The following is a 23,754-nucleotide window of genomic DNA, read 5'->3' on the forward strand; positions in this document are numbered from 1 at the left end:
AGCGTTATCAGAGCTGGATCCAGGCCGACTTCGTCTTGAGGTACGTCTCGATGCCCTCTTTGCCGAATTCGTGACCCCACCCGGACTGCTTGTAGCCACCGAACGGCACATCGTGGTCGAAGACCAACTGGCAGTTGACCTGAACGCTGCCGGCGTGCAGCCGCTTGAGGATCCGGTGGGCCCGGCCGACGTTCTCCGTCCATGCGGTGGCGGCCAGGCCGTAGGTGGTGTCGTTCGCCAGGGCCACGGCCTCGTCCTCGTCGTCGAACGGCAGAATGGTCACCACCGGGCCGAAGATCTCCTGCTGGTAGAGCCGCATGCTCGGGTCGACATTGGTGAGCACCGTCGGGTGGACGAAGTAGCCCTTCCGGTCGAGGCGGTGACCGCCGGTCACGACCTCGACGCCGTCGCGCTTGCCCTCGTCGATGAAGCCCATCACGCGGGTCAGCTGCTTCTGGCTGATCAGCGGGCCGCTGACGCAACCCTCCTCGCTCGGGGCGCCAAGCTTGAACGAATTCGCCATCATCGCAATGCCTTCCACGACCTGGTCGTACACGCCGCGCTGCGCGAAGATTCGCGACCCGCACACGCACCCCTGACCGGAGTGCACGAAGATGCCCAGCGACGCCATCATGATGGCCTTGTTCAGGTCGGCGTCGTCGAAGATCAGCACCGGCGACTTCCCGCCGAGCTCGAGCGTCACCTTCTTCAGGTTGCCGGCCGATGCCCGCACGATCTCCTTGCCGACCTCGGTGGATCCGGTGAAGGCGACCTTCTCGACGTCGGGATGCGCGCTGATCGCCGCGCCCGCGGTGTGGCCGTAGCCGGTGAGCAGGTTGACGACTCCCTCGGGAACGCCGGCCTCGTGCACCAGCTGGTCGAGCAGGATCGCCGAAAGCGGAGTCTCCTCAGCGGGTTTGACGAGCAGGCTGCCGCCGGCGGCCAACGCCGGGGCGAGCTTGGCGCTCGCGTTGAAGATCGGGCCGTTCCACGGGAAGATCAGCCCGACCACCCCGAACGGCTCCTTCAGGGAGTAGGCGTGCATGTTGACGTAGGCGTCGGTCGCAATGCCGTCGGTCTTCACGTCGTACGCGGTGCCGTTGATCTTGGAACACCAGCCGGCGTAGTAGCGGAAGAACTCGGACACGGTCGACATCTGCAACTGCGCTTGCAGCAAGGGCATGCCGGTGTTGAGCGAGTCGAGTTGAGCGAATTCCTCGGAGTGCTGGTCGATCAGGTCGCCGATCTTCCACAGGACCTTGGCCCTCTCGCGACCCGGCAGCTCCGACCAGACACCTGACTCGAAGGAGGACTTCGCCCGCGCGGCGGCCTCGTCGACGGCCTCGGCCCCGCAATCGGTGAACTCGGTGATCGGCTCTTCGGTCGTGGGGTCGATGACCTGGATGACGTCACCCGAACCGGGTCGCTTACGGATGTCCTCCAAAACCGTCTGCAGCGTCATCTGATCCCTTCCGTGTAGCCAGCCGTCATCGTCAGCGTCGGATGCGCTGCAATGCTGAGCACCTGCTTAGCATTGTGCGCACGGCGCGGTCAAGGGCGGTACGACGGATCGGCCGCACGGGTCAGCCCGGATCTATCGCAGCTCCTGGATGCGAATGAGGTTGCCTGCAGGATCACGGACGGCGCAGTCGCGGAGTCCGTACGGCTGGTCCGTGGGCTCCTGGACGATCTCGACGGCGTCGGACTGAAGTCGCTCGAAGGTGCGGTCCAGGTCCTTGGTTGCCAACAGCAGGGTGGCGTAGCTGCCCTTGGCCATCATCTCGGCGATGGTGCGGCGCTCGTCGTCGGTGATGCCCGGGTTGGCGGCCGGCGGGTTCAGCACGATCGACGTGTCGGGCTGATTCGGCGGCCCGACGGTGATCCAGCGCATCTTGCCTTTGCCGACGTCGAGTCGGACTTCAAAGCCGAGGGTGTCGCGATAGAAGGCGAGCGAGGCTTCCGGGTCCTCGTGTGGAAGGAAGCTCGAGTGAATCGTGATGTCCATGCGGTCAGGCTAGGTGCGGGCCGGTGACGGATGCTTCTCGATTCCTGATCGGTCGCGTCACTTGTTTGGCCACACAGGGCGGCATTCCCGCCAGCGCGCCCGCCGACCGGCGCCGGTAGACGCTGGGCGGCACGCCGACCAATTCGGTGAAGCGCGTGCTGAAGGTGCCCAGCGACGAGCAGCCCACCGCGTAACAGACGTCGGTGACGCTCATGTCGCCGCGGCGCAGCAGCGCCATCGCGCGCTCGATGCGGCGGGTCATGAGATAGGAGTACGGCGATTCGCCGTACGCGCGCCGGAATTCGCGGCTGAGGTGCCCGCCGGACATGTGGACGTCGCGGGCCAGCGCCTCGACGTCCAGCGGCTGGGTGTAGTCCCGGTCGATCCGGTCGCGGACGCGGCGTAGCAGCGTCAGGGTGCGCAGTCGCTGCGCCTCGTCCGGTCCGCTGGTCATGTGGTGATGGTGACACGTTCGGCGCGAGTTGCCCAGCGACGCCGTATGCCCTTGTGCTACCCGGGCCAAAGCGTAGTGTCCCCACATCATGGGCGATGAAATCCATTTCATCGAAGCGAACGGGCTGAGATTCGCCTACCTCGAACAGGGCTCCGGGCCGCTGGTTCTCATGCTGCACGGGTTCCCCGATACGGCCCACACGTGGGACGATCTTCGCCCGCGCATCGCGGCCAACGGCTACCGCGTCGTCACCCCGTACCTGCGCGGATACCGCCCCAGCGCGATCCCGCCTGCCGATCCCGACCAGGAAACCCTGGCGCGTGACCCGCTGGCGCTGATCGAAGCGTTCGGCGCCCCAGACGCCGCCGTGATCGGACACGACTTCGGCGCCGCGGCCGCATACGGCGCGGCCGCGATCGGCGCGGATCGGGTGAGAAAGCTTGTCGTCATTGCCATTCCGCACCCCGCCACGCTCAAACCCTCGCCGCGCAAGCTCTGGGGCGCCCGCCACTTTGCGGCGTACAAGTTACCTGGGGCGGCGGAACGCTTCGCGCGCAACGACTTCGCGGCTCTGCCCGCCATCTACCGGCGATGGTCTCCCACGTGGAACCCCGATCCGCGGGAGTTCGACGCCATCCGCGAGACCTTTACCGACCGGGCTAGTCTGAACGCCGCCTTCGGCTACTACCGAAAGCTCTCCCCCCTTCCCAGCGCGTCATTGAAGGCACGAATCACGGTGCCGGCGGTCGCTTTTGCGGGCCTGGACGATCCGATGGCCGAGCCGTCGGATTATCGGCGCGCGGCGCGGATGTTCGACAACGAGTACATCGTCGAGGAGGTCCCGGGCGGCCATTTCATGCATCGCGAACATCCTGACGTCTTCGCCGAGCGCCTCTTGGCCCACCTGTGAGGAACGCCTAGACGGCGACCAGCTCCGGGTGGAACTTGGCCGCCATCCGCCGAATACCGTCACGCCAGTCCACCGTGGTGCCCCCCACGAGCTCGTGCATCCGGTCGACGCCGGTCGGATTACCGCGCAGCGCTTGCTCGCTCGCCTCGAAAACCGGCACCTTGCCGACGAGCGAGCCGAGGTAACCGCACCACTCCTGCAGGCTGACGGTCTGGTCGCCGCACCAGTTCACGGTGGTCGCCGGGACGGACGCCGCTTCCAACAACTTCGGGATGGTGGCGATGATGTCGTCCTCGTGGATCGGGTTGTAGCGTGCCGGGTCGCCCAGCGGGACGGGAATCGGGATGCCGGCCAGCATCATCTCCATGTGGTAGAACGGCCAGCCGCCGTTGTCGCCATAGGGGACGTTGAGCCGGGCGATCGTGGTGGGCACCTCGAAGACTCGCGCCATCGACCGGGCGACGACTTCCCCGGCGATCTTGGAGATGGAATAGGTGGGAAACAAGGATTTGTGGTTGTCGCCCAGTGCGGTGCGCTCGGTGCGAGGGTCGTCGCCGGGCGGGTCGTAGACGGCGGCGGAGGAACAGTGCAGAAACGCCTTTGCGCCGCGACAGTGGGCCATCAGCAGCCCGACGGATTCCGCGTTGGCCGCCAGGTCCTTATCCCAGTTCCCGCTCTTGGCCACCGCAAGGTTGAGGACGTAGTCGAAATCGGTTGGCAGCTTGGTGAAGTCACCGGTCGCCAAGTTGACCGTACGGCATTGAACGCCGGCCGCCTCCAGGCCTTCGCGGGCCGCCGGATCGGTGAAGCGGGCGATTCCCCAGACATCGTTGTCGGCCGCGAGCGCCTCGGCGATGGGGGTGGCGAGTTGTCCGGTCGGACCGGTGATCAGGATCTTTGAGCCGCGCATGGGCTGATGGTAGCGACGTCGCGGCGAAGTCGGTCATGCTTTCGCGCATTCTGCTCACCAGCGCGGTACTGTCTTGCCATGGCTCCCCGGGGCCGCATCGACCTGCGGCTCGCCACGCAGATACTCGTGTTGCAGCTCATCATCGTGACGCTGACGCTGATCGTCGCTTTCGGACTCTTCGCCATGTTCAATCGTGCGCGCCTGGACAGCCAATACCACGTCCACGCCACGGATATCGCTCGTGTGGTCGCCTCATCCCCCACGGTGGTCACCAACATCGCGCGCTACGACAGCGGCCCGTTGACCCCGAGCCCGCAGCTGACCGACGAACTCGCCACGGGTCCGATCCAGGGCGTCGCGACCCGGGTTCAACAACGCACCCATGTGTTGTTCGTCGTCATCGCCAATGCCGAAGGCATCAGGGTCGCCGATCCCCAGCGCGACAGATTGGGTCGTCATATCAGCGCCGACATCGCGGCACCGTTGGCCGGGCAGGAGATGACATCGCACGACGACACTGTTCTCGGGCGGGCGATCGTCGCGAAGATCCCGGTGTTCGAGCCGGGTTCCAACCGGGTGTTGGGGGTCGTCATCGTCGGCCTGTCCACCAAGGCTTTCGATGAGCAGTTTTCGAAGAACCTGCGCGCGATGGCCGCGATATCCGCTGCACTGCTAGTAATCGCTGTTGTCGGCTCGGCGGCATTGGCCCGGCGCTGGCGAGGGCTGACACTGGGTCTGCGGCCGGGCGAGATCACCGAATTGGTGCGCACCCAGGCTGCGGTGCTGCAGGGCATCGGCGAGGGCGTGCTGGCGGCAGACACGTCCGGCTACACCACGTTCGTCAACGACGAGGCGTGCCGGCTGCTCGAGATCACCAACGAAACGGGGCGGCCGGTCGACCAGATCGGGCTGACCCCAAGGGTTCTCGACGTGTTCAACACGGCCGATTCGGCGCTGACGCTGGCCACCGTGGGCGAACGCATCGTCGTCGTCTCGGCGCGGCCGGTATCGCGCGAAGGACGAGCGCTGGGAACGGTTTTGGTGGTACGGGACCGAACCGACGTGGAATCGCTGACACGGCAACTCGACGCGGTGCAGGTGATGAGCACGGTGCTGCGCGCTCAGCGCCACGAATTCGCCAACCGGCTGCACCTGCTGAATGGGCTGCTCCAAGCCGGCCATGTGGACGAGGGTCTGCAATATCTGGAAGAAGTTCTCGGGTCGGGCCCACTGGGATCCGCGCTGCCGGGAATCGAGGCCATCCGCGATGCATACCTGCAGGCCTTCCTGGCCGCCAAGGGTGCGGCCGCCCGCGAAGCCGGGGTGACGTTGACGATCGGTGAAAACACTTGGGTGTCCGGCCGGCTTGTGCTGCCCGTCGATGTCACCACCGTGGTGGGCAACTTGCTCGACAACGCGATCGACGCGGCCCGAACCGGCCATAACGACGTGAAGGAAGTGGACGTCGAACTGCTGCAAGATGGTTCAACGCTGCACATCACCGTCGCCGACAGCGGCGACGGTGTGGCGCCCGACTTCGTCGATCACCTCTTCACCGAGGGCACCACGACCAAGCCGGACTCCGGCATACCGGGCGGCCGGGGTATCGGGCTCGCGTTGTCGCGACAGATCAGTCGTGCGCTCGGCGGTGACCTGTGGCTGGCCAGCGCCGGCGACACCGAATTGCGGCTGCGCGGTGCGGAATTCATTGCCCGGCTGCCGGGCGTAATGGTAGAGGAGGCGCAATGGGCGACGCAGACCTGACGGTGCTGGTGGTAGACGACGATTTCCGAGTCGCCAATATGCATGCCGAGATCGTCAAGACTCTGCCCGGTTTCACGGTGAGCGGGACGGCGAACACGATCGAGGGCGCGCGGAAGGCCGATCCTGTCGACCTGGCCCTGGTCGACGTCTATCTGCCCGACGGGTCCGGAGTCGACTTCGTCCGCGAACGTGACGGCGACAGCATGATGCTGAGCGCGGCCACCGAGGCGGCCACGGTCCGGGCCGCGATGTCCGCCGGGGCACTGAGTTACCTCGTCAAGCCGTTCGCACCCCCCGAGCTGGCCGCGCGGCTGGCCGGCTACGCGCGTTACCGCAAGATATTGGCCGCTCCCAATCTGACCGCCGCTGACGTGGACGCGGCTCTGGATGCGCTGCGTCCGCGGGTCGCTCCCCCGCCAGCCGCTACCATCGCGGCCTCGTCGACCAAACAGCTTGTGCTGCAAGCGTTGCGAACGGCCCAGCAGCCGATGTCGGCGGCCGAGGTTTCCGCCGCGATCGGGATATCGCGGGCGACCGCGCAGCGGTACCTGGCGGCGCTGGCCACGGCCCGCGACGTCACCGTCGGGTTGCGGTACGGGACGACCGGACGACCCGAACAGGAATTCGCAGCCGCCGCCAAGCGGCCGGCCGGGCCCCCGCGCTGACTCTCCTAGTGCCTGGGGCCCGCGACGGACACGCGACGAGGCCGTTTGCCGTGCCGAGTGACTGACCGCCGCCGCTGAGCGGCGGAACGACGGATGTTGTTGGTGGCCAACCGATGAGAGTAGTCGCCGCCAATGCCTTCGGTCACTGGCGCGACCGGAGGTGCCGCAACACTGCGCGCCGTGTCGGGAGCCGGAGTGGTGCCAGTCTTCTTGGACGGCCACCAGTTGGCCTTGCCGACCAGCGCCGCCATGGCCGGCACCGTGACCGTGCGAACAACGAAGGTGTCGATCAACAGGCCCATACCGATGATGAGTCCGGTCTGCACCATGGTCGCCAGGCTGCCGAACAACATGCCGAACATCGAGGCGGCGAAGATGATGCCGGCCGAGGTGATGACACCACCCGTGGAACGGACGGCACGGATGATGCCGGAACGGATGCCCGTGCGCGACTCTTCACGAATTCGCGTGATCAGCAGCAGGTTATAGTCTGCCCCGACGGCGACCAGCACGATAAAGGCCGTCGCCTGCACGTTCCACGACATCGCCTGATGTAACACGAACTGGAAGAAGACGACTCCCAGCCCTACCGCGGACAGATACGAGATCGCCACGGAGGCAATCAGATACAGTGGCGCAACGATCGCGCGGAGCAACATGACCAGGATGGCGAAAACGATGAGCAACGTCATGATGACGATCAAGTGGAAGTCGTTGTTGTAGTAGCTCCGCAGCGTGCTGTACATCGGGTTGAGTCCGACCATGGAGATCGACGCGTCGGCGAGTGCGGTGTTCGGTTGGGCGCCCCGTGCCGTGTTCAGGATCGATGAAACCTGGTCCATCGCGGCGGAACTGAAGGGGTCGAATTTCGTCTCGACCAGATAGCGGACCGAATGGCCGTCGGGCGAGAAGAACAGCTTGGCGGCGTTCTTGAATTCGTCCGAGGTGAGCACCTGGGACGGGATGTACATGCCCGCCATCGAGGGCTGCGTGGCGTCGTGCTTCATCGACAGCAACAGGTCGGCCGCCTGGTTCATGCCCAGACCCATCTGCTTGACCTTGTCGACGAGTGTCCGGACGCCGTCGGCGAGCCGGCGGCTGCCGTCGGCGAGCTGATCGGCCGCTGCCTGCATGCCCGCGATTTTCTGCTGCATGCCGGCGGCGCTGCCGCCCATGGCCCGCAGACCGCCACTCGCGGTTGCCAATTGCGCGGTCAGGCTCTGCACTGCTGCCTGCACGCCCTGCACGGCCGGCTGCTTGGTCAAGCCGTCGAACATCGGGCCCGCCGCCGCGGCGACACTGCTGGCGAGTGCGGAAACGGACCCGTTGGTGAGTCCACGGACGTTGTCCAGGACGTTCGCCGCAGTGGCGAGCTGCTGCTGCACCTGGTTCAGCGTCGCAGTGACGTGGGCCATCGGCCCACTGGCGCCACGGATCTGGTCGCGCACCTGGGCAAGGGCCGCCGCCAGTTGGTCTGCGCCGTTGGTCAGCGCGTCGAGGTCACTCGTCCTGTCGTTGATCTGTGTCGAGGCGTCTTGGAGCTTGCCGCCGACCTCTCCGGCTTGGAAGCTGATCTTGGCTTGATCCAGCGGCTGGCCGCTGGGCCGCGTGATGCCGCGCACCGCAGCGATATTGGGCAACTGGGACACCCGCTGAGCCATCTGGTCCAGGTCGGCCAGCGCGCGCGACGTCCGCAGGTCGTGCGGTGACCGAACGTAGATGTACTCCGGCAGCAACATACTCTTCGAGAAGTGGTCTGCCATCGTCGAGAAGCCGATGTTGCTCGGCGCCGACTGCGGCAGTTGCAGGCGGTCGTCGAAGGTGGGCCGCAGGAACGCCGCGCAACCGGCCAGCGTGAGCAACACCGCGAGACTCCCGAGCAGATGCGCTTTGGGCCGGCGAACCAACTGAACGGCTGAGCGCTGCCACAGGCGGCCGGTGAGGGCCGCTCGCGGCGTCACCCATCCGCGCCGGCCTGCGAGAACGAGGATGGCGGGCAACAGCGTTATCGCGGCAAGGAACGCGATCCCGATCGAAATCGCAAGCGCCGGACCGATACTCGTGAACGCGGGTAGCCGGGTGAAGATCATGCCGAAGAAGGTGACGGCAACGGTGGCCGCCGACGCCGCGATCACCTCACCGATGGAGCTCAGCGCCTTTTGTACGGCCAGGTCGGAGTCCATGCCGGACCGGAGGTACTCGTGGTAGCGACTGATCAGGAAGACGGCGTAGTCGGTGCCGGCACCGAAGATCATCGCCGTCATCAAGGCGATCGTCATCGAGGACACCCCGAGCCCGAGCTGAACCAACCCGGACACCAGGCCCTGGGTCGACGCGACCGAAATGCCGATGGTGATCAACGGCAGCAGCACGGTCACGGGCCGCCGGTAGATCACCAGCAGGATGATCAGCACGAACAATGCAGTGACCAGCTCGATCGTCTGCATGTCGCGAGCGGTGACGATCGCCAGGTCGCCGGCCATGGCACCCTGTCCCGTCACCTGTGCGGTCAGCGGCGTGCCCGTGGTCGAGCGCTTGGCGATGTCGGTGATCTGCTGGTAGGCCTGCGACGACTCGGGAGAGCCGACGGGAGCCCGCAGGATCACCGCCATGTAGAACGCTTTGTTGTCCGCGCTGACCATCAATGACCGCAGTGCGGGTGTGGCAACGATGTCCTGCACGGCGACCACGTCTTTGGTCTCGCCGCGAAACGTGGCGGCGAGCTTGCGGTAGGTGTCCTCGTCGGCCGGTTGCAGACCCCGGTTGTCGGTGAGCACGACAATGAGAATGTTTTGACCGGATTCACCGAAGTCCTTGGCCATCTGCTCGGTCGCTGCCATGGCTTTCGGTGGTAGCGGCTGTACCGTCTGGCCTTCGACCACCTTCGTCAACGGGGGGAAGGCCACGGTGAGCACGGCTACCGCAGCGACCCACGCGGCGATGATGAGCCAGGGAGCACGAGTGGCGAAGCGACCCAACACCGCGAACACGCCGCGAGGGGTCGAGATGCTAAGGGCGTCGGGCTTGTTGATCATGGTGAAACCCTTCATTGGTGATCCGCGTCGATACCGAATCTATGGTTGCGCGGCACCCGTGTCGTGCTTGTAGGCGATAGTCGGTGTTACCCACGATCTTGTGGTTCTGCGCATTGTGCTCGCATTGGCTCCGGGTGTGGCCAGCCGATCGTGGCGGCCAGCGAGAAGTCCCTGACAACACTCGAAATATGCTGCTGCAAAACGTCATTCGAATTGAGGCCGCCCAGCTCGTACGCAACGACCGAGACGAAGACCCGTCCGTGTGCTCTTCCCGAGAGCAGCCCCAGCAGTCCGCCGGTCTGGTGCACCGTCGCCTTGGTCACCCCCGGGACGAGCAATCTGACGGCGAAGTGATCGGCATCCGTGCCATCCGGCCGGTTGGCGGCCGGGCTTAGCGCACCGAGGTTGGACGATCCGCTGGTCGTCGCCCCGCCGAGGGCCACGCCGGCCATCCGCCTGACGAGCCACCGCGGCATGAGCGGAGCCAGCGGTAGCAGCGCCAGTCGCGCGTCGGGGACCTCTTCATGGCGGATCAGCGCTTGCTTGATCGCGGCCCGGATCTCGCGCAGATCCGCCGGCGCGCCCGCCGGGTCGACCGTGATGTCGACACTCGTGATGGCGTTGGCGCGGGTGTCGCCGTCGGTGCGCTCGTTGACCGGTATCGCCAAGGTGGCCAAGCCATTCCCCGCGACCCGTCCCACTCGCTGGGCCAGACGACCCGCCAATCCCGCGAGCAGCGCGTTGCTGGTTCCCCCGAGTGAGTGCGCGCGGGCATCCCATTCGTCGGCGTCAACGAAGAACGTCGCCTTTGGCGGATCGACGCGTTCGTCGGGTCCGGCGAACGGCGCACGCGGCGCGCTGGGCAGCTGTGCGCCGGCACCGCCGGGGTTGCCCGTGGCGAATCGTGTCCCGGCGACGACGGCGCGGCCCATGCCCGGGATGTCGCGCGCTGTTTGACGGGCGTCCTGGCGGAGCGCTTGCCACCGCCGGCGCGACCCGGCGGCGGGCCAGGTGATCGGGTCGCGGCGCCCGGTCGCCGCGTCCGCCAGCGCCTCGCACAACCCGACGCCGTCGATGAGGCTGTGCGAGATGACGAAGCTCACCCCCGCGCCGCCGTCGGTGAACGGCATCACCGCGAGGTGCCATCCGGGTCCGTGTTCGGCGTCGAGTTCAGTGTTGGCTTGCTCGCTTGCCCAGGTGTCGAATTCGGCACGCGGACGAGGAATTGCGACGATCTCCAGGTCGGACTGAGTGCCGGGTGACACCCAACGATGCCGGCCGAACGGCAACCGTGACCGTTCGATGCGGCGGGACAACCGTCCCCGCTGAAGATGGCGGTGGAACTGGCGCAGGCCGTCCATGTCGATCGCGCGGTCATAGATCCAGATGCACTGCAGCAGGTTGGTAGTTCCGGTCGCTCGCTCGCCGAGAAACGCGCTCTGGTCAATCAGGTCGATGACGTTGTCCATTTTCCTCGAGCTCCTTATTGTGTCGCTTGCTTACGCGGTTAGGTCGGCCACCGACACCGGGGCCGGCCAGCCGAGCGTGGCGGCGAGTGAGAAGTCGCGCAGCGTGTCCGAAAGGTCCTGCCCCAGCTTGTCATTCGAGTTGTCAGCGCCCGGCTGGTATGCGAGGACCGAGACGAAAACGCCCCCATCCGTTTTCCCCGACAGCAACACCAGCAAGCCGCCGAGCCGGTGCATGACCGCCTTGGTCACACCCGGGCCGAGGGGCTTCATGACGAAGTGGTCGGCGTCCGTGCCGTCCGGCCGGCGCGCGGCCGGATCGACCGCACCGAGGTTGGACGAGATGACGCTGGCCGCACCGTTGGCGGAGACGCCCACGCACCGCCTGACCAGCCACTGCGGCAGCAGAGGAGCAAGGTGCAGCAACTGGAACCGCTCGTTGGTCTCGTCGTGCGAGCGGACCAGCGCTTGCTTGATGGTGGTCCGGATCTCGCTCAGGTCCGTTGTCGTGGGTGCGGGGTCGACGGTGAAGTCGACATTCGTGATGGCGTTGGCGCGGGTGTCGCCGGCCGCTCGTTCGTTGACGGGCATGGTCACCGCGACCGAGCCGTCCGCCGCGATCCGTCCCACTCGCTGTGCGAGCTGAGCGGCCAGTGCCGCGAGCAGCGTGTTGCTGGTCCCGCCCAGTGACTGTGCGCGAGCGTCCCATTCGTCGGCGTCGACGAAGATCGTCGCCGTTGGCAGGGTGATGCGCTCGTCGGCGCGGCCGGAGCTGACGGGCGGTTCGACAGGGGCGGCCGCGGGCGATCCGGCACCGGCGCTGTCGCGTCGCGCCATGCGCGCCGCGGCCACGACGGCGCGGCCGATGCCGGGGATGTCGCGCGCGGTCTGGCGGGCGTCCTCACTCACGGCTCGCCACCACCCGCGCGACCCGGCGGCGGGCCAGGTGATCGGGTCGCGGCGCCCGGCTGCGGCGTCCGCCAAGGCCTCGCACAACCCGACGCCGTCGCTCAGGCAGTGCGAGATGACCAGGCTTACGGCCGTGCCGCCGTCGGTGAACGGCAGCACCGCAAGGTGCCATCCGGGTCCGTGCTCGGCGTCGAGTTCAGTGTTGGCTTGCTCGCCCAGCCAGGCGTCGAGTTCGTCGCGCGAGCGCGGCGCCGCGACGATCTCCAGGTCGGACTGACCCTCGGGCGCGACCCAGCGGTGGCGGCCGAACGGCGACGGCGACGGTTCGATGCGGCGGGACAACCGGCCCCGCTGCAGATGGCGGTGGAACTGTCGCAGACCGTCAATGTCGATGGCGCGGTTGTAAATCCACACGCACTGTAGAAGGTTGGTGGCTCCGGTCGCACGCTCGCCGAGAAACACCGTCTGGTCGAACAGGTCGAGTACGTTGTCCATTTTCCTCGAGCTCCTTGTCTTGTCGCTTGCTTACGCGGTCAGGTCGGCCACTGACACGGGGCCTGGCCAGCCGATTGCGGCGGTGAGCGAGAAGTCGCTCAGAACACTTGAGACGTCTTGCCGCAGTTGGTCATTCGAGTTAGGACGGTCCGGTTGATACGCGAGAACCGAGACGAAGATCTGTCGGTGCACCCTTCCCGACAGCAGCGCCAACACCCCGCCGGTGCGGTGCATTATCTCCGCCGTCACCCCCGGGTAGAGGGACTTCATGGCGAAGTAGTCGGCGTCGGTGCCGTCCGGCCGGATGGCGGCGCCGTCGAGGGCACCGAGGTTGGATGAGACGACGTTGGTCGTACCGCCGGTGGCCACGCCGACCAGTTGCTTGACCAGCCGCTGCGGCAGCAGGGGAACCAGCGGCAGCAGTGCCCACCGCTCGTCGGGCACATCCCGGTGGCGGATCAGAGCTTGCTTGGTTGCGGCCCGGATCTCACGCAGGTCCGTCGCCGCGAGTGTGGGGTCGACCGTGATGTCCACGTTGGTGATGGCGTTGGCGCGGGTGTCGCCGGCGGTGCGTTCGTTGACCGGTATCGACGGAGTGGCCCGGCCGTCCGCGGTGAGCCGGCCGACTTGCTGGGCGAGGCGGGCCGCCAGTCCGGCGAGCAGGGTGTTGCTGGTTCCGCCGAGCGCCCGTGCGCGGGCGTCCCACTGAGCGGTGTCGAGGAAGATCGTTGTCGTTGACAGAGTGACGTTTTCGCCGGGGGTCGGCGCAACCGGCGCGGCAACGGGCGCCGCGGCGTGGTCGCGCTGGCGTCGTGCGAACTGCGCCGCGGCGACGACGGCGCGGCCGATGCCGGGGATGTCGCGCGCGGTCTGGCGGGCGTCCTCGCGCAGCGCCTGCCACCGCGGGCGTGATGCGGCAGCGGGCCAGTCGTTCAGGTTGTGTTGTCCGGAGGACGCCTCCGCCAACGCCTCGCACAATCCGACGCCGTCGATGAGGCAGTGGGAGATGACCAGGCTCACCGCGGCGCCGCCGTCGGTGAACGGCAGCACCGCAAGGTGCCATCCGGGTCCGTGCTCGGCGTCCAGCGGGGTGTTGGCCTGTTCGGCCAACCAGGCGTCGAATTCTTCGCGCGCACGGGGCCTTTCGACGACCTCGAGGTCGGGCTGATTGCCGGCCGCGACCCAGCGATGCCGGGCGAAAGGCAGTGGCGAGCGTTCCATGCGCCTCGACAACCGTCCCCGCTGCAGGTGGTGGTGGAACCGCCGCAGACCGTCGATGTCGATGGTGCGGTCGTACACCCACACGCACTGCAATGCGCAGGTAGCTCCGGCCGCGCGCTCGAAGTCGAAGTAGGCCTGGTCGTACAGATCGAGTACGTTGCTCATTTTCTTCAGGTCCTTTTCGCTTGTCGCGCTGCCGGATTCGTTTTCGGTGAAGTGCTTTTGTCTCGCTTGAATTCACCGTATGGCCCCGCATGCCGCCCTGTCGCGCTTGTACTCGATAGTCGGACTTAGCCGCGATTCCACGGTTTCGCGCATTGTGCTCACCACGGAACCGGGGACCCGTCGTCCGGCTACCGCGTCCCGGCCGACTCGCTCATGGCGCTCCAGCCCGTGCCGGCGGTGAGCGAGAAGTCGTTCAGGGTACTGGAAACGTGCTGTCGCAGATCGTCGTTCGAGGTCAGTCGGCCCGGCTGATAGGCAAGAACCGAGATGAAGACCTGCCGGTGCACCGATGCGCAGTGCACCACCATGATCCCGCCGAGCTGGTCCATCATCGCTCGGGTCAGGCCCGGGTAGCGAGACAGCAGGGCGACGTAGTCGGCGTCTGTGCCGTCCGGCCGGTTGGCCGCCTCGGGGGCTGGACCGATGTTGGATGCGACCACGACGTTGGTCGCGCCGCCGGTGGCCACGCCGACCATCTGCTTGATCAGCCGCTCGGGCAGCAGGGGAACCAGCGGCAGGAGTGTGCGCCGTTCGTCGGGCACCTCCCGGTGATGGATCAGTGCCTGCTTGGTTGCGGCGCGGATCTCGCGCAGGTCCGTCGTCGCGGGCGCCGGGTCGACGGTGATGTCGACCATCGTGACCGCGTTGGCGCGGGTGTCGTCGACCGTTCGCTCGTTGACGGGCAGCGCCAAGGCCACCGACCCGTCCGCGCCGACTCGTCCCACTCGCTGGGCGAGCCGGGCCGCCACTCCCGAGAGCAGCGAGTTGCTGGTCCCGCCGAGTGATTGCGCGCGGGCATCCCACTCGTCCGCGTCGAGAAAGAACGCCGCCGTTGGGAGCGTGATGATTTCGTCGGCTCCGGCGATCGGCGCGGACGGCTTGGCAGCTGGAACCGCCGATCCGGCGCTGCGGCGGTCACGACGGGCCGATCGCGCAGTCGTGACCGCGGCGGTCAAGGCGCGGCGGATGGCGGGGATGTCGTGCGCGGTCTGGCGGACATCCTCGCGCAGGGCCCGCGCCCGCGGGCGTGATCCGGCGGGGGGCAAGTTGTTCGGGTGGTCGTAGCCGCAGGCTGCTTCCACGAGGGCAAGGCACCCTCCGATGCCGTCGGTGAGGCAATGCGTGATGACGAAGCTCACCCCGGCGCCGCCGTCGGTGAACGGGAGCACCGCGAGGTGCCATCCGGGGCCGTGCGCGGCGTCCAGGGGGATGTTGGCCTGCTCGCGCAGCCAGGCGTCGAATTCCTCGCGCGGCCGAGGTGCCGCGATCTCGAGCTCGTCGCCATCACTGGGCGCGACCCAGCGATGCCGGCCGAACCGCAGGGGCGAGCGTTCGATGCGACGGGCCAGCCGGCCCTGCTGGAGGTGCTGGTGGAACCGACGCAGACCGTCGATGTCGATGGCGCGGTTGTACACCCAGACGTTCTGACCGACGCCGGCCGCCTCCCCGAGGCGAAAGAAGGTCTGGTCGACCAAGTCGAGTACGTTGTCCATGTCACAGAGTCCTTTGCGGTCTGCCATTTGCCTTGGCGACGAATGACATTGGGTTATTCGCGGGGATTATTCGGTTGAGATTCAACGTAGGGCGGGACCTGCCGCCCTGTCGCGCTTGTGAGCGTTAGTCGGAATTAGCGGCGATCGGCGCGATTGTGCGCATTGTGCTCACCGCCCGAGGGCCGGCTCGTCGCAGGGCCAGCCCATCGTCGACGCGAGTGAGAATTCATCCAGCACACTCGAAAGGTGCTGCCGCAGAGCGCTGTTTGAGTTGACGCCGGTCGGCGCGTAGGCAACCACGGAGACGAAGACCCGTCCGTTCACTCTTCCCGACAGCAACGACAGCAGCCCGCCGAGTTGGTGCAGCATGCCGGTGGTCATCCGAGCGCTCAGCGACCTGATCGCGAAGTGGTCGGCGTCGGTGCCGTCCGGCCGATTCGTGGCGGGGTCGACCGCACCGATGTTGGACGAGCCGACGGTGGCCGCGCTGTTGGTGGCGGCGCCGAGCCATTGCTTGCCGAGGCGCTCGGGTACCAGGGGCACCAGCGGCAGCAGCGTCCATCGCGCGTCGGGCTCGTGCTGTGAACGGACCAGCGCCTGCTTGGTCGCGGCGCGGATTCCGCGCAGCTCCGTTGTCGCGGGCGTGGGATCGATGGTGAAGTCGACGTTCTTGATGGCGTTGGCGCGGGTGTCACCGTCCGTGCGCTCGTTGATGGCCATCGTCACGGCAACCGAGCCGTCCGCACCGACGCGGCCGACTCGCTGGGCGAGGCGGGCCGCCAGCGCGACGTACAAACCGTTGGCGGTCCCCCCGAGTGCCCGTGCGCGAGCGTCCCATTCGCCGGCGTCGACGAAGAAGGTCGCCGCCGGGAAGGTGATCTCCTCGTCGACCGTGACGGTCGGTGTCGGGGCCGGTCCGCCGGCGCCGCCGTTGTCCCGAAGGAATCGTGCGGCGTCGACGGCGGCGCGGCGGATCGCGGGGAGGTCGCGCACGGTCTGGCGGGTATCTTCGCGCAATGCCTGCCAGCGCCCGCGGGATCCGGCGGTCGGCCATTCGACGGCGTTGTCGTTGCCGGCTGCCGCGGCGGCCAGGGCTTGGCAGAGCCCGACGGCGTCGGTGAGGCAGTGCGAGGCGATCAGGCTGATCCCGGCGCCGCCTTCGGTGAAGGGCAACACCGCGAGGTGCCATCCCGGTCCGCGCTCGGCGTCCAGCCGGATGTTGGATTGTTCGTTGCACCAGGCATCGAATTCCGCACGCGGACGGGCGGTTTCGACGACCTCGATTTCCGGTTGGTCGCCCGGCGAGACCCAGCGGTACCGCCCGAACGGCAGCGGCGAACGTTCGATGCGACGGGCCAGCCGGCCCTGCTGCAGGTGGCGGTGGAACCGGCGCAGACCGTCGATGTCGGGCGTGCGGTCGTACACCCACATGCACTGGATCACATTGGTCACGCCGGCCGCCCGCTCCACGCGGAAGAAGGTGTGGTCGACCAGGTCGAGTACGTTGTCCATGATCCTCGATATCCCTTCGTTGTCACGCGTTGATGGCTGGTGTGCGGTGGCCGCAGTTCGCATGCGCGGCAACCGCATCCACCCAGTCGGAGGTGGTCTTGACGGCCCGGGCGAACGACCGGGTCAGCGCTTCGAGGTAGTGCTGCACCGCCGCGCGGGCATCGGCGTTGTCCGGGAAGGAGATGGTGGCCGTGGTCTTGTCGGCGTGGCGGTTGATCCACAGGTTGATCCCGCCGTGCGACAGGTTGTCGGCAAAGGTTCCGAAGTTGTTCTCGTCCAACAGGTCCGCGGCCGGTACGGCGCGAAAGTCGATGAACGACACCATCATTGCGCGGGCCGTGGGCGGCTCGATCCAGAGCCCACGCGGGTCGGCCAGCTCGATGACCCGATCGAGCGGCACGACGGCGAGATGCTTGGCGCCGTCGAACGATTCCTGTGCGGCCCGGGCCGCCTCCGGGAAGGACCCGGCGACCGTCGGCACGGTGACCGGAATCAGGTTGGCGAACCAGCCCACGGTCATCGAGTCCAGCGCCGGCGTCCGCGTGTCGTACGGCGTGAAGCCGTGAAACGTGTCGTTGCCCGTCAGCGCGTGCTCGGTCAACGCGGCGCACGCCAGGACTCCCCCGCTGAATCGCGCGCCGGCCGCGCGGCAGGCGGTGTCGAACGACTCCGTCTCAGCTGCGTCCAACAGGTCGACGGTCACGAAGTCGCCCGTGGTGTCGGTCTGGCTGGCGCGCAACGGAAGCGGAAAGCTCGGCCACTGGCCCCCGGTGTCACGGGCGAACTCGACCCACGCCTCGACCTCGGGGGACGCCAGGGTCAGGCCCGCAAGCTTCTCGTGCTGGCGCTGCGTGTAGCCGCGATAGCTTGCCGTCTGCGGGAAAATGTCAGGCCCCTCGGCGCCATTCGCGATGGCCTGGTACGTCAACTGGATGTCGAAGAAGATCAGGCCGGCTGACATGCCGTCGATCAGCAGATGGTCGACGCTGGCGTAGAACGAGAAGTGGTCGGTGTGCTGGACGATGCCGAAGGTGAAGCAATCCCACTCGAGGGTCTCCGGTGTCGTCGTCAAGGCGTGGGCGCGTATCTGGTCGGCGTCCATCCGCCCGAATTCCGACGGGACGAGGTCGATGGCTTGGGGGTTGTCGATGGTGCGGCGGACGATGACGTCGTCCTCGAAATCGAACCAGTCGTGGTAGGCGTCATTCCGGCGGACGTGCGTGTTGATCGTCGCCGTCATGGCCGCGATGTCGCACACCCCGGGGATGTCCCACGCCACCACCATCAGCCGGGGCAGTTGCCGGCCGACGGCTTTGCCCTCGTAGGCTGCGCGCAGGTGCCGGGCCTGCTGGTAAGTGGGCGGCAGGTCGCTTCGCCGCGCGTTCCGGGCCGCGTCGTGTGCCGCGGCGGACGCCATCCAGGTGGTGACTGGACCGTCCGACGGCTGCCATCCGGTGATTTTTCCCAGCGTGACCATTGATCAATCCTTTTCGGTTCGGTGCCCGCATGGGTCGCTTGTAGTGGCGAAAGCGCTGTCCGCGAACGATTTTCGCGTCGCGACCTGGCGGCTATTCGGTTGTTGTTGAAACTGAACCTACGGTGGGATTCCAGCGGTGTCGCTCTTGTGGGCGATAGTCGAATTAAGCGACGATTCCGTGGTTTTGCGCGTTGTGCTCACCCGTTCCGGGCCGTGCATCGGGGTAATAAAGCGCGCTGAGCATGCCAGTGGGGCACTAAAATTGGTGACTAAACGCCCGTACCGACAAACAGGAGCCGCACGCACATGGTGTCGATGTCACACGATCCGGCCGCCGGCGCTATCGGAGTGCAGTTGGTCGACATGGCCGCCCGCGGGTTGAGTTCCGGTGCGGCGGCATCGATGGCGGTGACGGCGCTGGTTCCCGCCGGGGCCGACGAGGTCTCGGCTCAGGCGGCGGCGGCGTTCGCCGCCGAGGGTGCCGCGATGCTCGCCCTGCACACCGCGGCGCAGGAGGAGGTCGCCCGCACGGGTGTGACCCTGACCGACATCGCCCGCATGTATTCGCAAGTCGACGGCGAGGCCGCCGGCGTCCTGGATTCCGCCGGTGGCCAATTCGTGGGCCAGCCTTTCGTCGGCGGATCGGGTGCGGGCGCGGCCGCTGGCCTGATGCGCTCCGAAACGCTACCGGGCGCAGGCGGATCGGCTTCGCGGACGCCGCTGCTGGCTAACTTGGTCGAGGGCGTTCCGGCGGCGAATCCGACGCCGACGGTGCCGGGTACCCCCTCGGCGACCATCCCTGCAGCGGTCAGCGCGGCATCGACGGTGCTGGGCGCGGGCGCCGCGCCATTGAGCACGATCGGCTCCATGGCTCAGGGTGCGTCCGCGGGCGGAGCCGCCGGCCCCGGCCTGGCCTCGTCGGTCGCCGAAGACCGGGACGAGGGTGCGGATCTCGGTAACGAAGCACCGGGCGAGCAACTGCTGTAATCAGCGGCGGCGCATCACAACCCGGGCTGGTCTTCGATGATGCCGAGCCATATCTGCGCGGCGTCGATGGCCACCTTCTCGCTGATGAAGGCGTGCTGCGTTCCGGTGTAGATGTCGCGGAAGGCGCGTTCCAGGCGGCTGCCCTCGCGGATCGAGGTGGTCCCGGCGACCAGATGGGCCCACTCGGCGCACTCGCGGGCCGTGTCCGTCGCGAAGATGGCCGCCACCCGCATGTCCGCGCGCAACGCCGGCGTCAGGTCCTCCCCCGCCGCGACCGCCGACTCGGCGGTGGTGAACGCGTCCAGCACCAGCAGGCGGGCGGCGCGCCAGGCCGCACGATGGTGCGCCAGCCCCTTCTGGAATGTCGGGCGGCTCGCCAGGGAGGCCATGTCACTCATCCGGTATTTGGTCGCCGCCAGTTCTTGGACGTCGTCGAGCATGCTCTTGGCCACGCCCAGCGCCCACGATGCGTGGCCCGCGGCGGTGACGGGCATTAACCCCATCCGGGTGGCCGGCGACGTGCCGCGGTACGGCTCGCGCACGAACAGCTCGAACGTGCGGCTTGCGGGCACGAACACGTCCTTGGCGGAGTAGTCGTAGGACCCGGTTCCCTTGAGACCTTGCACGAACCAGCCGTCGTTCAAGCTGATCTGGTCGCGCGGAACTACCGCGACCCGCATCTCGGGGAAGCCCTCGGCGATCCAGCGCATCTCGCCGTTGTCCATCGGGAAGAATCCGGCCGCGATGTACTCGGAGTGGCCGGTGCCCGAGCCGAAGTTCCACGCCCCGTTTACCAGGTAGCCGCCGTCGACGGCGGCCCCTTGTCCGTTGGGAAAGAATTGACCACCCAGCGTTACCCGGTTGTCGTGAGCCGTGAACACCTCGGCGAAACCCTCGTCCGGCAGATACGCCGCGGCCGCAAAGGACGATGGCAGGTTTGCGATCCCTATCCAGCCGAATGAGCCGTCCTGCCAAGCCATTTCGATCCAGGTTTCGATCATCTCGGTGAACGAAGGCTCGACACCCCCGGCGACGGCCGGGTTGAAGGCCGACATCAGCCCGCTCGACCACATCTCGTCGACGATCGCCGGGGTCAGGGTGCGCAGCTGCTCGGATTGCGCGGCCTCGGCCCGCACCAGATCCCGCATGCCGCGGGCCAGCGAGACAACGCGGTCGTCGGTGTCGGCTATCGATGTCATCTGGCGCGTCCCATCATCGACTACGGTGCGAGCACATCGGCTGGTGAAACTGATATCGGTGACCGTACCAACCGGTCAACGCTTCAAGAACGAATCGCGCCGGAAGAACGTCCAACGAGAGAGCCTCATGCTGAACACCGTTGCCACCGTCGTCGTCGTGGTACTAGGCCTGCACATCGTCGTCAAGTTCGCGTTTTTCGCGCTGCCGTACCGACGGCGTCGCGCCATGCTCGACAAGCAGTACGGCGACAAGCCCTCGGCTACCACCACGTCCGACCGCTACGTGATGGCCTTCACCGTGGGGATCGCCGTGCTGGTCCTCTGCCGGGGTATCGACTCCGTCAGCTTCCTTGGTGGGCTGTGGATCGGCGCGACGCTCATCCAGTTGTACTTCCACCAGTTCCACCGCCCGGTGCCGCCACAGCGCGCCGCGCCGCCGCAAACCTCGCCGCTCAAGGAGATGTCCTACGCCATCCAGGACGCGCCGTGGCGACCGTGGCCCCAAGTGCTCACGTTGAGCGTATTGGTGGTGCTGAGCCTCTTGCTGATGATCGTGAAATCCGCTGCGGTGCACTGACTTCAGGAAATACCCGGCATTCCGGCACCCGGCACGGGCACAACGTCGCGCGCGTCGAGGGTAGTGCCGCATGCGTCGCAGGCCAGGGTGACGTGCGCCTCGCCGGTGCAGTCCCGATGGTTGAAGTGCACGGGCGGGCCGTCGGGGGCCGTATACCGGTCACCCCAGTCGCGGACCGCCATCAATATCGGATAGATGTCGCGGCCCTTCTGCGTGAGTCGGTACTCCTCGTGGCTGCCGTCGCGGCACTTCGCTTTGGTGAGGATCTCGTGCTCGACGAGCCGATCCAGGCGATCCTGTAGCCGGCTGCGGGAGATTCCCAGCGCGGCCTGAAACGCGTTGAAGCGCCGGATGCCGTTGAACGCCGCCTTGAGCACCAGCATCGTCCACCGGTCCCCGAAGATCACCAGGGGGCGCGTGATCGAGCACGGGAAATCGGCAAGTTCCTGATAGCGCACGCCATCCATCGTACCGCGACCGGTTTCAAAATGAGACTACCCGTGTTAGCGTCTGGTCTTGAAATGAGACCGGAGGAGACGCGCGTGGGCTTGCAGGAGTGGCGTCAGGGCGGCGAAACGGCGATGTTGACGGTCGGCGGAGCGCGGCGGAAGGTGTTCGTGCGTCGCGCCGGCAGCGGCCCGACTGTGGTTCTGCTGCACGGCTTTCCGGCGTCGTCGTTCGAGTGGGCGGGCGTCGAATCCGAATTGGCGCGGCACCGCGAAGTCGTCACGTTCGACTTCCTCGGCTACGGGTCCAGCGACAAGCCGGCCGGTCACCGCTACAGCGTCTTCGAGCAGGCCGACCTCGCCGAGGCGGTGATCGCCGCGTACGCGCCGGCGCCGACCGCGGTGGTCGCTTACGACTACGGCGCGATCGTGGCGACCGAACTGCTCGCCCGCCGCGCAGAGCGTCCCACCGACATCGCACGGTGCATCTTCGGAAACGCCGGGCTGTTCGCGGACAAATATCGGCCGCGGCTTGCGCAGCGGGCGAGCCTGATGCCGGTGGTCGGGGAGCTGCTGGCCCGCCTCTTCACGGAGTCGCTGTTCTTCAAGACCTGGAGCGAAGTGTTTTCGACCGAGCACCCGCTGGACCGCGACCTTGCCGCGGAGCACTACCGCGCGCTGCGAGAGAACGATCCCGATGGTGACATCCAGCGAAAACTGTTGCGCTACATACCCGAACGCGCCGCGAATACGGTCCGTTTCGAGGGCGCCCTCACCCGCACCGACGTCCCGCTGTCGTTTCTGTGGGGCATGCGCGACCCGGTGTCGGGCGCCGCGATCGCCGGGGAACTGCGCACGCGGCTCCGCGACGCGGACCTCGTCGAGTACGCCGACGCCGGACACTGCCCCCACATCGAGATCCCCGACCGGGTGGCCGCCGATATCTTGCAGCGGACCGCGACCTAGCGCCTTAACGTAAGGGGTTGTGCGGTGGATTGTGGACGGCATGAATGTGATCGGGAGCCGCCCGGACGGATGGTGGAAGGATCGCGGCCGCGCGATGGTCGCGTTGGTCGAGAACCTCGACCGGTGGGCGTCGGGTCATGACGACGACGTGACAGTCGTGTTCGAGCAGCCGCCGGCAACCGCCATCACATCGTCGGTGATCGAGATCGCCTATGCGCCGAGGGCGGCCGCCAACTCGGCCGACGACGAGATCGTCAGGCGGATTGACGCCGATGCCCACCCGCACGAGATCTCGGTGGTGACGTCGGACAAAGCGCTGAGCGAGCGCGTGGCCCGACTGGGCGCGTCCGTGCGTCCCGCCGCAAGCTTTCGCGATGTCGTCGATCCGAGGCGCGCATGACCGCTGCGCCCAATCGGGTCTGCCAACTCGCGGCCTGAGGATCGGTCAGCCGACCGCCGCGAGCGCCGCGTCGTAGTTGGGCTCCTGCGCGATTTCCGGCACCAGCTCCGTGTACGCCACGTTGCCGTCGGCGCCGATGACCACCACGGCACGGGCGAGCAGTCCGGCCATCGGGCCGTCGGTGATGGTGACGCCGTAGTCCTCGCCGAAGCTGTCCCGGAACGCCGAACCGGTCTTGACGTTCTCGATGCCCTCCGCACCGCAGAACCGCGCCTGCGCGAACGGCAGATCCTTGGAAACGTTCACCACGGTGGCACCGCCGCCGGCGGCGCGCTCATTGAAGGTCCGCACGCTCGTCGCGCACACCGGCGTGTCAACGGACGGAAAGATGTTGAGCACCACGGGTTTTCCGCTGAATTGGTCGTTGCTGACCGCGCCCAAATCGGTGCCGGTCAAGCTGAACGCCGGGGCCGGAGATCCGACCGAGGGCAGCTCGCCGACAGTGTTGATCGGGTTTCCACGCAAGGTTATCTGTGCCATGGACACAGTCTGCCAAGCCCGGCCCGACCGCCGGGGGTCAGGTCCGTTATGTCCTAATCCGTGGGGTGCGTTATGTCCTAATCCGTGGGGTGCGTGAC

General features: G+C 67.1%; 21 protein-coding genes. 7 read left to right on the top strand and 14 right to left on the bottom strand.

Going from position 1 to position 23,754, the window contains the following annotated elements; genetic code table 11:
• Nucleotides 1-7 precede the first annotated feature (7 nt).
• The 3 genes from JOZ00_RS13100 to JOZ00_RS13110 all read right to left on the bottom strand — a co-directional run bounded on the left by JOZ00_RS13100 (nucleotide 8) and on the right by JOZ00_RS13110 (nucleotide 2,459).
• Nucleotides 8-1,462, bottom strand: coding sequence for an aldehyde dehydrogenase family protein (locus JOZ00_RS13100; RefSeq protein ID WP_293344383.1), 1,455 nt, complete (start codon nucleotides 1,460-1,462; stop codon nucleotides 8-10).
• Nucleotides 1,463-1,594: 132 nt separating this feature from the next.
• A complete protein-coding gene (locus JOZ00_RS13105; RefSeq protein ID WP_293344384.1) occupies nucleotides 1,595-2,005 on the bottom strand; it encodes a VOC family protein in 411 nt (136 codons plus the stop codon).
• 4 nt (nucleotides 2,006-2,009) lie between these two features.
• The gene (locus tag JOZ00_RS13110) at nucleotides 2,010-2,459 is read right to left on the bottom strand and encodes a helix-turn-helix transcriptional regulator (protein ID WP_293344385.1); all 450 of its coding nucleotides are present in this window, start codon (nucleotides 2,457-2,459) and stop codon (nucleotides 2,010-2,012) included.
• A gap of 88 nt (nucleotides 2,460-2,547) precedes the next feature.
• On the opposite strand from JOZ00_RS13110, the gene JOZ00_RS13115 reads away from it, so the two are divergent.
• A complete protein-coding gene (locus tag JOZ00_RS13115; protein ID WP_293344386.1) occupies nucleotides 2,548-3,369 on the top strand; it encodes an alpha/beta hydrolase in 822 nt (273 codons plus the stop codon).
• Between the two features lie 7 nt (nucleotides 3,370-3,376).
• On the opposite strand, the gene JOZ00_RS13120 is transcribed toward JOZ00_RS13115, so the two are convergent.
• Nucleotides 3,377-4,279, bottom strand: a complete 903-nt coding sequence (locus tag JOZ00_RS13120) for an NAD(P)-dependent oxidoreductase (RefSeq protein WP_293344387.1) — start codon at nucleotides 4,277-4,279, stop codon at nucleotides 3,377-3,379.
• 78 nt (nucleotides 4,280-4,357) lie between these two features.
• On the opposite strand from JOZ00_RS13120, the gene JOZ00_RS13125 reads away from it, so the two are divergent.
• Both JOZ00_RS13125 and JOZ00_RS13130 read left to right on the top strand, forming a co-directional pair.
• Nucleotides 4,358-6,043, top strand: a complete 1,686-nt coding sequence (locus tag JOZ00_RS13125; protein WP_293344388.1) for an ATP-binding protein — start codon at nucleotides 4,358-4,360, stop codon at nucleotides 6,041-6,043.
• Entirely contained in the window at nucleotides 6,025-6,708 is a 684-nt protein-coding gene (locus JOZ00_RS13130) for a response regulator (RefSeq protein ID WP_293344389.1), read from the top strand. Before JOZ00_RS13125 ends, JOZ00_RS13130 begins: the two co-directional genes overlap by 19 nt.
• Before the next feature lie 5 nt (nucleotides 6,709-6,713).
• Here the strand turns inward: JOZ00_RS13130 and JOZ00_RS13135 are convergent, their stop codons facing one another.
• The 7 genes from JOZ00_RS13135 to JOZ00_RS13165 all read right to left on the bottom strand — a co-directional run bounded on the left by JOZ00_RS13135 (nucleotide 6,714) and on the right by JOZ00_RS13165 (nucleotide 18,541).
• Nucleotides 6,714-9,758 carry an RND family transporter gene (locus JOZ00_RS13135; RefSeq protein WP_293344390.1) on the bottom strand — a complete coding sequence of 1,015 codons (3,045 nt, stop codon included), beginning with the start codon at nucleotides 9,756-9,758 and terminating at the stop codon, nucleotides 6,714-6,716.
• Nucleotides 9,759-9,829: 71 nt separating this feature from the next.
• The gene (locus tag JOZ00_RS13140; protein ID WP_293344391.1) at nucleotides 9,830-11,212 is read right to left on the bottom strand and encodes a hypothetical protein; all 1,383 of its coding nucleotides are present in this window, start codon (nucleotides 11,210-11,212) and stop codon (nucleotides 9,830-9,832) included.
• Between the two features lie 30 nt (nucleotides 11,213-11,242).
• The gene (locus JOZ00_RS13145; RefSeq protein WP_293344392.1) at nucleotides 11,243-12,613 is read right to left on the bottom strand and encodes a wax ester/triacylglycerol synthase domain-containing protein; all 1,371 of its coding nucleotides are present in this window, start codon (nucleotides 12,611-12,613) and stop codon (nucleotides 11,243-11,245) included.
• Between the two features lie 30 nt (nucleotides 12,614-12,643).
• Entirely contained in the window at nucleotides 12,644-13,999 is a 1,356-nt protein-coding gene (locus JOZ00_RS13150) for a wax ester/triacylglycerol synthase domain-containing protein (RefSeq protein ID WP_293344393.1), read from the bottom strand.
• Nucleotides 14,000-14,187: 188 nt separating this feature from the next.
• A complete protein-coding gene (locus tag JOZ00_RS13155) occupies nucleotides 14,188-15,552 on the bottom strand; it encodes a hypothetical protein (protein ID WP_293344394.1) in 1,365 nt (454 codons plus the stop codon).
• A gap of 168 nt (nucleotides 15,553-15,720) precedes the next feature.
• Nucleotides 15,721-17,064 carry a hypothetical protein gene (locus JOZ00_RS13160; protein WP_293344395.1) on the bottom strand — a complete coding sequence of 448 codons (1,344 nt, stop codon included), beginning with the start codon at nucleotides 17,062-17,064 and terminating at the stop codon, nucleotides 15,721-15,723.
• A gap of 22 nt (nucleotides 17,065-17,086) precedes the next feature.
• A complete protein-coding gene (locus JOZ00_RS13165) occupies nucleotides 17,087-18,541 on the bottom strand; it encodes a condensation domain-containing protein (protein ID WP_293344396.1) in 1,455 nt (484 codons plus the stop codon).
• Between the two features lie 306 nt (nucleotides 18,542-18,847).
• On the opposite strand from JOZ00_RS13165, the gene JOZ00_RS13170 reads away from it, so the two are divergent.
• Nucleotides 18,848-19,528 carry a PE domain-containing protein gene (locus JOZ00_RS13170; RefSeq protein ID WP_293344397.1) on the top strand — a complete coding sequence of 227 codons (681 nt, stop codon included), beginning with the start codon at nucleotides 18,848-18,850 and terminating at the stop codon, nucleotides 19,526-19,528.
• Nucleotides 19,529-19,542: 14 nt separating this feature from the next.
• Here the strand turns inward: JOZ00_RS13170 and JOZ00_RS13175 are convergent, their stop codons facing one another.
• Nucleotides 19,543-20,727, bottom strand: a complete 1,185-nt coding sequence (locus tag JOZ00_RS13175) for an acyl-CoA dehydrogenase family protein (RefSeq protein WP_293344398.1) — start codon at nucleotides 20,725-20,727, stop codon at nucleotides 19,543-19,545.
• Between the two features lie 58 nt (nucleotides 20,728-20,785).
• On the opposite strand from JOZ00_RS13175, the gene JOZ00_RS13180 reads away from it, so the two are divergent.
• Nucleotides 20,786-21,304, top strand: a complete 519-nt coding sequence (locus tag JOZ00_RS13180; protein ID WP_293344399.1) for a hypothetical protein — start codon at nucleotides 20,786-20,788, stop codon at nucleotides 21,302-21,304.
• 2 nt (nucleotides 21,305-21,306) lie between these two features.
• Here the strand turns inward: JOZ00_RS13180 and JOZ00_RS13185 are convergent, their stop codons facing one another.
• On the bottom strand, nucleotides 21,307-21,762 hold the full coding sequence (locus JOZ00_RS13185) for a helix-turn-helix domain-containing protein (RefSeq protein ID WP_293344400.1): 456 nt from the start codon (nucleotides 21,760-21,762) through the stop codon (nucleotides 21,307-21,309).
• Nucleotides 21,763-21,846: 84 nt separating this feature from the next.
• Here JOZ00_RS13185 and JOZ00_RS13190 point away from each other — a divergent pair, with 84 nt between their 5' ends.
• Together JOZ00_RS13190 and JOZ00_RS13195 are read left to right on the top strand one after the other, a co-directional pair.
• Entirely contained in the window at nucleotides 21,847-22,716 is an 870-nt protein-coding gene (locus JOZ00_RS13190; protein WP_293344401.1) for an alpha/beta hydrolase, read from the top strand.
• A 19-nt stretch (nucleotides 22,717-22,735) separates the two neighbouring features.
• Complete coding sequence (locus JOZ00_RS13195; protein ID WP_293344402.1) at nucleotides 22,736-23,116, top strand: NYN domain-containing protein; 381 nt, start codon at nucleotides 22,736-22,738, stop codon at nucleotides 23,114-23,116.
• A gap of 45 nt (nucleotides 23,117-23,161) precedes the next feature.
• Here the strand turns inward: JOZ00_RS13195 and tpx are convergent, their stop codons facing one another.
• Nucleotides 23,162-23,656, bottom strand: a complete 495-nt coding sequence (gene tpx / locus JOZ00_RS13200) for a thiol peroxidase (protein WP_293344403.1) — start codon at nucleotides 23,654-23,656, stop codon at nucleotides 23,162-23,164.
• Between the last annotated feature and the right edge of the window lie 98 nt (nucleotides 23,657-23,754).

This window comes from Mycobacterium sp., assembly GCF_019243155.1.
GTDB lineage: Bacteria > Actinomycetota > Actinomycetes > Mycobacteriales > Mycobacteriaceae > Mycobacterium.